This window comes from Kitasatospora sp. NPDC088346 (assembly GCF_044740765.1).
Classification (GTDB): domain Bacteria; phylum Actinomycetota; class Actinomycetes; order Streptomycetales; family Streptomycetaceae; genus Kitasatospora.
On sequence record NZ_JBIURH010000058.1, the window covers coordinates 33,307 to 39,647 of the forward strand.

The window sequence follows — 6,341 nt, forward strand, 5'->3', positions numbered from 1 at the left end:
GGGCCGCGGCTCGCCCGGACCACCTCGCCACCCCGGGATATCGCATGATCCAGACCGCCGACGTCCAGGAATCACGACCGAAGGTGCCGGTGCCTCCCGGCCCGGCCTCGGCGGGACCACCACTCGTACGGGTCACCGCCCGTCGGCGCGCGGCGGTGACCGTTGACAGGACATCGACCGACCGAAAGGGTCGGCAGCGTCCGGTCCGCACCTGGGGAGTAGCAGATGACGTGTGACAACTCCGGAGCATCCCATCGGACTCCCGGGACCGACCTCCAACTCCTGGGTACCTGGCGGCTGTCACTGGGCGGGCGGGCCATCGAGCTGCAGCCCACGGCACGCCGGATCCTCACCCTGCTGGCCCTGCGCGGCCCGGTGACCAGAACCGCGCTCTCCTGCACGCTCTGGCCCGACGTCGACGAACCCGCCGCGGCCGGCAGACTGCGCACGGCGCTGTGGCGGCTGTCTCCCAGCGGCCGCCTGGTTCACGCGCGGGGTGAGGTGCTGGCCCTGGACGCCTCCGTCCTGGTGGACGTCCGCAGGATGCTCTCCGCGGCCCGTGCTCTGCGGAACCGCGAGCCGGCCGTCCAGCCGCCGGTGGAACTGTTCGAGCAGGATCTGCTGCCGGACTGGCAGGAGGACTGGCTGGTGGTGGAGCGCGAGCGGGTGCGGCAGTGCCGGCTGCACGCGCTGGAGTCCCTGTCGGACCTGATGAGACGCGAGGCCAGGTATGCCGAAGCAGTGGACGTCGCCCTCGCCGCCGTCAACGCCGAACCACTGCGGGAGAGTTCGCACCGCGCGGTGATCAGCGCCCACCTGGCGGAGGGCAACGTGGCCGAGGCCCTGCGCCAGTTCGAGACCTGCCGCCGTGTGCTGCACGACCAGCTCGGGGTCGAACCGAGTACCGCGCTCTCCGCGCTCCTGCCGTCCCGGCCCCGTACTCCGGGCGCACCCCGGGTCACCCCTCTCCCCCTGCCCCGACCGGTATCCGCCGTCGTTCCGTGAGCCATCGCTCCCGGCGGATCCACGCCCACTGTCACGGGCCCCCGGTGCAACACCACCAAGCTGGTGAAAACCCCGGCACCGGGCACGCTTTCGGCTGTGACCGGTCGGGCGGCCGTGCACCGGCGCCCGCCCGGCATGGAACGGAGCTGTTCACTCCTCGACATACAGGAACTCCGGCCCGTAGGTCTTCCCACTGCCGTCGGGCAGCTCCAGCTGTACGAGCTTCCGTGCCTCCGTACGCATCCCGTGCATGTGGCCGATCGCCGTTGACAGCCTGTTCGCGTCACCCGACCGCCAGGCTGCCTCCAGCGCTCGCAGCATTGCGCTGAAATGCCCGTTGAACGCCCCGAGCACCTGCTGGACCTCGGGCGCGGGCGCGTTCGGCCCGCCGTTGGCCCACCCGCCGTCGGGCACTCTCCCCATGGGGAAGGCCGGGGGCAACGGAACGTCGTCGCCCTTGAAGTCCCAGACGACCGGGTTCTCCGACACCTTGATCAGCTTCTTGCCGCGGAACATCTCCCGGAACACGTAGAAGTGCGCCAGCTCCCCCGGCTTGCCCGGGAAGGGGTTCTCGGGCGAGGCGGAGGTGCCCTCGCCCTGCTCCTTGATGACCTCGATGGCGGCCCGCACCTTCTCGATGGTGTCGAGCGGAACAATCCTGTTGCCCTGGCCGTGGCTCTCCAGGGAGTACTCGATCTGCCGATCGCCGCCGATCAGGTGCTGCTGCGTCTCGAACGCCTCCTCGATCGCGGCGTAGAAGGCCCCGATGGTCGTGGAGACCGCGAGCTGGGCGACCGGATGTTCCGGGCGTTCGATCTCGGAGAACATCTCGACCGAGGCCGCGGTCAGACCCTCGAGGAAGATGACGAGATCGGGCCGCACCCCGCCCGGCAATGCATGCTCGTACTTCGGCACCACCTTCGGATCGGCGAGGATCGGCGTCCCTCCGATGGTGGTGAGCATGTTGCACGCGAGGCCCATATGGGTCATCTCGTCGAAGATGATCTCCCGGATGTCCTTCGCAACCGCCTCGCTCGGCTCCTTGATCGACCACAGGGCGCTCGCATACGGACCGATGGTGGCGACCTCCACCATGATCGCCTGCTGCAGGGCGTTCTTCAGCCACTCCGCATCGCGGTCCGCAGGAAGGACTCTCATCAACTCGACGATGGCGTTGCTCTCATACTCCAGGACCTGGGTCACAGCACACCTCTCCCATCTGTATATATACAGAATGAAAGCCTTATCCATTCGCCAGGCCGGCCAGGCGGTGGGCGCGCGAAACCCGCTGACGGTTCACCCGATCGCGGCAGCGCCGCGCGCGGGCACCCATTCATCCGGACACGCCACAGATGTGCCGCGCGCCACAGCACTCCTCCTGGTACCTATAGGGAGAGTCCGACCCGCAGTCGGAGCCATCGCCCGAAGCCGACGAGACGTCAACTCCTGTAGCCCGAGCGAACCGAACGACCGCAGCCTGGCGTTCGACATCCTGCGCGTAGGCCCGGCTGCCGGTTTGGCGGGCCGACCGGCCACGACTTCCCGGCCGCACGGCACAACGACGGGCCGTCGGCCGCAGGGACGCGGCAGCGACCCGCCCGTTCTCCCTGCCGACACTCAGCTCACGCCCTCCCCACGCCACGGGGCGGGCCGCGACAACCACCCGAGCCGATCGGGACGATCACACTCAAGAACATCCTGATGGAGGTGTACGGCCAGCATGCGCACGCCTGTGTTCGAGCTCCACATCCGGCCGATGTTCCGCGCCATTGACAAGGCCCACATGGAGTTCGCATTCGACCTGCGGGACTACGACGATGTCGTGGCGAATGCGGACGCCATTCTGGCGCAGCTGCAGAAGGACATGCCGCCGCCGGAGACCGGCGGACCGTGGCCGGAGGAGTGGGTCACGCTCTTCCGACGATGGAAGGACGGCGCCCGCAAGCGCCTGGACCTCGGCACTGCCACCTTCGCCCTCCAGCGCGGCACCACGTCGACCACCATCACCGCCACCGGCACCTATCCGGCCGCCGAAGTCAAGGGCTGGCTGGAGCTGGAGAGCGAGACGGACACCTCGAAGACGTACGTCCTGTACTTCGAGAAGCCCGACACCCCCGCCGGCAGCACGCCCGAGGCCTTCACCCTGGAGGATAGCTACCCGTCCACCGACACCCGGTCCGTCTTCATCCACAACAGCGCCGGTACCCAGCCGCTGAACTGACTGCCGTTCAGGTGGGTTGGCGGTCACGGCCGACGAGTCCGTCATCGCCCTGGAGGGACGCCCCAGCCCGAGGGGTACCCTCCATGCCCTCGGCGGAGTCCCGGGGCCGCGTCCGCCGAGTTCCCCGCTCCCCGCCCTGGCGGACTGCCTGATGCGACCTCGCTCAGCGGGGACGGGCCCTGGCGGGCCTTCGGGCTGTCACCGGGTGAACCGCACCGGGTTCGGTGGAGATCTCAGGTTGTGGTTGTGACCTGGGGTTTTGCGGATGTGAGGTAGTAGGCGGTCTCGTATTCGGCAGGTGGGACGTGGCCTACCTCGCCGTGGAGTCGCCGGTGGCAGTACCAGTCGGTCCACTCGGCTGTGGCGAGCTCCATCTGGGAGAAGGTCTTCCAAGGCCTGCCGGGCTTGATCAGCCCCCATCTATAGAGGCCGATGGCGGATTCCATCAGGGCGTTCAGGGCGTTGTCGTGGGCGTCGCCGACTGATCCGATCGCGGCTGCGATGCCGGCGGCGTCCAGGCACTCGGCGAGCCGGAAACTCGGGTACTGCCACCCGACATCCGAGTGACATGGCAACTCGCCCCGGTGGTACGGAAATCCAGGGCTGTTGCAAAGTCGCGTGATCTTGTGAGTGCGACCCGCCGCCCAGCGTCATCGCGGGGCGTATGAACCGGGTGATGGCCCAACTCGCCCGCCACCTGGCCACCCGACGGCAGATCATCCGGGCCGTCGGCCGACTGACCGCCGAACGGGCATGACGACGGGTCGCGATCGCCGTCGCCCCGGGCCGGAAGCAGCCGGGGGCGGCCGTGATCATGGACGCCGTCGGCCACCTGAGGGGGCTGGTGATCGGCCGCCGTGCGACGGCATTCCACCAGCACGGAGAGCGGACTCCGCGTCCGCGTGCTGATCCGCTCGCCTACGCGGGTGCTCCACTCTTCAGGCGTCGAAGCGGTGGCGGGAGTGCTCGATGTGACCGAGGTACCGGTGGGTCCAGTCGCACAGTCCGTCGATCGTCACCCGCAGGGCCTGGCCCGGCTCGGTGAGGGTGTACTCGACCCGTGGCGGCACCACGGGGTGCACCGTCCGCCGGACCAGGCCGTTGCGCTCCAGCATGCGCAGGTTCTGGGTGAGCATCTTGTGGCTGATGCCCCCGATCTCGTTCCGCAGCTCGCCGAAGCGCAGGGTGTGCTCTCCCAGGGCCTCGATGATCAGGAGCGCCCACTTGTTGGCGACGTCCGAGAAGATCTCCCGCGCCAGAGAGTCCGCGCGCCTCAGGTCTGCTTCGTCGGGCGAGCCCGCGAACTGCTTGGTCACCATCAGGTTCCCCAGTCACCGAAAAGTGCGTTCTTCCATGTCAGCAGGCACTCTCCTACAGTTCCTGAGTAACCACAAGAGAGCGGTAGCGCCATGACTCGGCGGAAGCGAGCTCACGGGCGCTCATAGCAACGGAGGCGGACAGCATGGCCATCACCCTGGTGAACCCCAGCGGATTGCCGCAGATCGACGCCTACCGGCAGGTGTCGATCGCGACCGGGTCGAAGCTGGTCTTCATCGCCGGACAGGTCGCGTGGGACGCCGACCAGGTCACGGTGGGCGAAGGCGACCTCGCCGCCCAGGTCGAACAGTGCTACCTCAACATCGGCACCGCCCTGGCCGGGGTCGGTGCCTCCTTCGACGACGTGGCGAAACTGACCCTCTACGTCGTCGACTGGACCCCCGACAAGATGCCCCTGCTGATGGAGGGGATCGGTCGGGCGGCCGCGAAGCTGGGGGCCGGCGTGACACCCCCCGCCTCACTGCTGGGCGTCGCGGCACTGGACGTACCCGAGCACCTGGTCGAGGTCGAAGCCACCGCCGTCATCGACTGAACGGGCGCTCCTCACACCGTGGCCGGCTCGGCCGGGCATCCGTCACGGTGCGGGGACGGCGGCGGTGCACTGCAGCCTGGCCGTACTGCTGGCGGTCCAGGTCCCGGTCGAACCGACGGTGCAGCCGCGCAGGCACCCAGGCGCCCATGAGCCCGGCGAGGGGCGCCCCGTCCCTGGTACGCCGGATCGGTACCACCAACCACGCTGAACGCTGCGAGCGAGGCGGAAGCGCTCCGGGCGTCATCCGCCGAACATCGATCAGGCTCCCGGACGATCCCGTGTCGGCCGGGGAAGCCGGTTTCGCCGACGCCTCCAGGACCAGGTCCTCCAGCCCACAGAAACCGAGCAGCCGAGCAGGATCAGGTGCTGACGGCGTGTCCGATGGGTCCCGCGACGGGTCTGGCGGTGGATCTGTGCGTGGGAACGCGGTGGGAGAAGAGGCTCAGCGCGTGAGCAGGCACCCGGCCGCGACACCGAGGCAGAGCACGGCTCCGAAGAACAGGCCGACGATCCGATGCAGGCGGCACTTCCGGGTGGACACCCGTGCGCTGTCCGGCCTTTCGGGCAGGTAGGCGACCGGTACACGGGTTCCGAGGGCCGGCCGGGAGGAGTCCGGGGGCTTCGCGGCGCCAGGGCGGGGCGCCTGCGGTCACTCGCCCTGGCCGGCGCTTCCCATCGGGCCGATCTTCACCGGGGATCCGCTGCCGTCCGTGACGGGCAGGGAGCCGGCGCCCGGCCAGGGCAGGGTGACCGACTGGGTCTCGTCCGGCGGGGTCACCACCAGGCCGGTGATCCGGACGCCGGAGCCGCCCGAGGTGTTGGCCGGGTAACTGATGCCGAAGTACGTCGACTTGCCGTTCTTCACGACGCCCGTGACGACCGGCTCGCCGGAGCGCTTCGCGGACAGCGCGCCCGCGGAGGTCTTCAGGTCGACGCCCGCGTACCCGGAGAGCGTGCAGTCCTTGCCGCTGTGGTTCTTGAGCTCGACCACGACGGTGCTCTCGGCGTCGCCGGTGATGGTGCGGTCAGCGGCGGTGATGGTCAGGTCCGCGGTCCGGCACTTGGTGCTCTTCCCCGCCCCGGTGGAGCCGGCCGGTGAGGCGGTGGGCGGCGTGCTGCCCTTTCCCGGGCCCCCCGAAGCCGGACCGCCGGACCTGCGTTCCGCGTAATTCAGCGGCCTAGAGTCACGAATTTGGGGTCTGACCTGCGCGGACATGGGTGAGGGCGCCTGAGAGTCGTTTCTCT

Annotated in this window: 6 protein-coding genes and 1 pseudogene; 3 read left to right on the plus strand and 4 right to left on the minus strand. The window is 69.1% G+C overall.

Going from position 1 to position 6,341, the window contains the following annotated elements; genetic code table 11:
* Positions 1-225 precede the first annotated feature (225 nt).
* The gene (locus ACIOFR_RS37080; RefSeq protein WP_401004444.1) at positions 226-1,005 is read left to right on the plus strand and encodes a BTAD domain-containing putative transcriptional regulator; all 780 of its coding nucleotides are present in this window, start codon (positions 226-228) and stop codon (positions 1,003-1,005) included.
* A gap of 150 nt (positions 1,006-1,155) precedes the next feature.
* On the opposite strand, the gene ACIOFR_RS37085 is transcribed toward ACIOFR_RS37080, so the two are convergent.
* Positions 1,156-2,208, minus strand: coding sequence for a ferritin-like domain-containing protein (locus ACIOFR_RS37085; RefSeq protein ID WP_401004446.1), 1,053 nt, complete (start codon positions 2,206-2,208; stop codon positions 1,156-1,158).
* A 517-nt stretch (positions 2,209-2,725) separates the two neighbouring features.
* Here ACIOFR_RS37085 and ACIOFR_RS37090 point away from each other — a divergent pair.
* A complete protein-coding gene (locus tag ACIOFR_RS37090) occupies positions 2,726-3,226 on the plus strand; it encodes a hypothetical protein (RefSeq protein ID WP_401004448.1) in 501 nt (166 codons plus the stop codon).
* Positions 3,227-3,459: 233 nt separating this feature from the next.
* On the opposite strand, the gene ACIOFR_RS37095 is transcribed toward ACIOFR_RS37090, so the two are convergent.
* Both ACIOFR_RS37095 and ACIOFR_RS37100 read right to left on the minus strand, forming a co-directional pair.
* On the minus strand, positions 3,460-3,801 hold the full coding sequence (locus tag ACIOFR_RS37095) for an integrase core domain-containing protein (RefSeq protein ID WP_401004449.1): 342 nt from the start codon (positions 3,799-3,801) through the stop codon (positions 3,460-3,462).
* Between the two features lie 363 nt (positions 3,802-4,164).
* Positions 4,165-4,545 (minus strand): winged helix-turn-helix transcriptional regulator, encoded by a 381-nt coding sequence (locus ACIOFR_RS37100; RefSeq protein WP_401004451.1) that lies wholly within the window; start codon positions 4,543-4,545, stop codon positions 4,165-4,167.
* 143 nt (positions 4,546-4,688) lie between these two features.
* Here ACIOFR_RS37100 and ACIOFR_RS37105 point away from each other — a divergent pair, with 143 nt between their 5' ends.
* Positions 4,689-5,096 (plus strand): RidA family protein, encoded by a 408-nt coding sequence (locus ACIOFR_RS37105; protein WP_401004453.1) that lies wholly within the window; start codon positions 4,689-4,691, stop codon positions 5,094-5,096.
* Positions 5,097-5,745: 649 nt separating this feature from the next.
* Here ACIOFR_RS37105 and ACIOFR_RS37110 read toward each other — a convergent pair.
* Positions 5,746-6,249: pseudogene (locus tag ACIOFR_RS37110) on the minus strand (DUF4232 domain-containing protein); the annotation flags it as partial.
* Positions 6,250-6,341 lie beyond the last annotated feature (92 nt).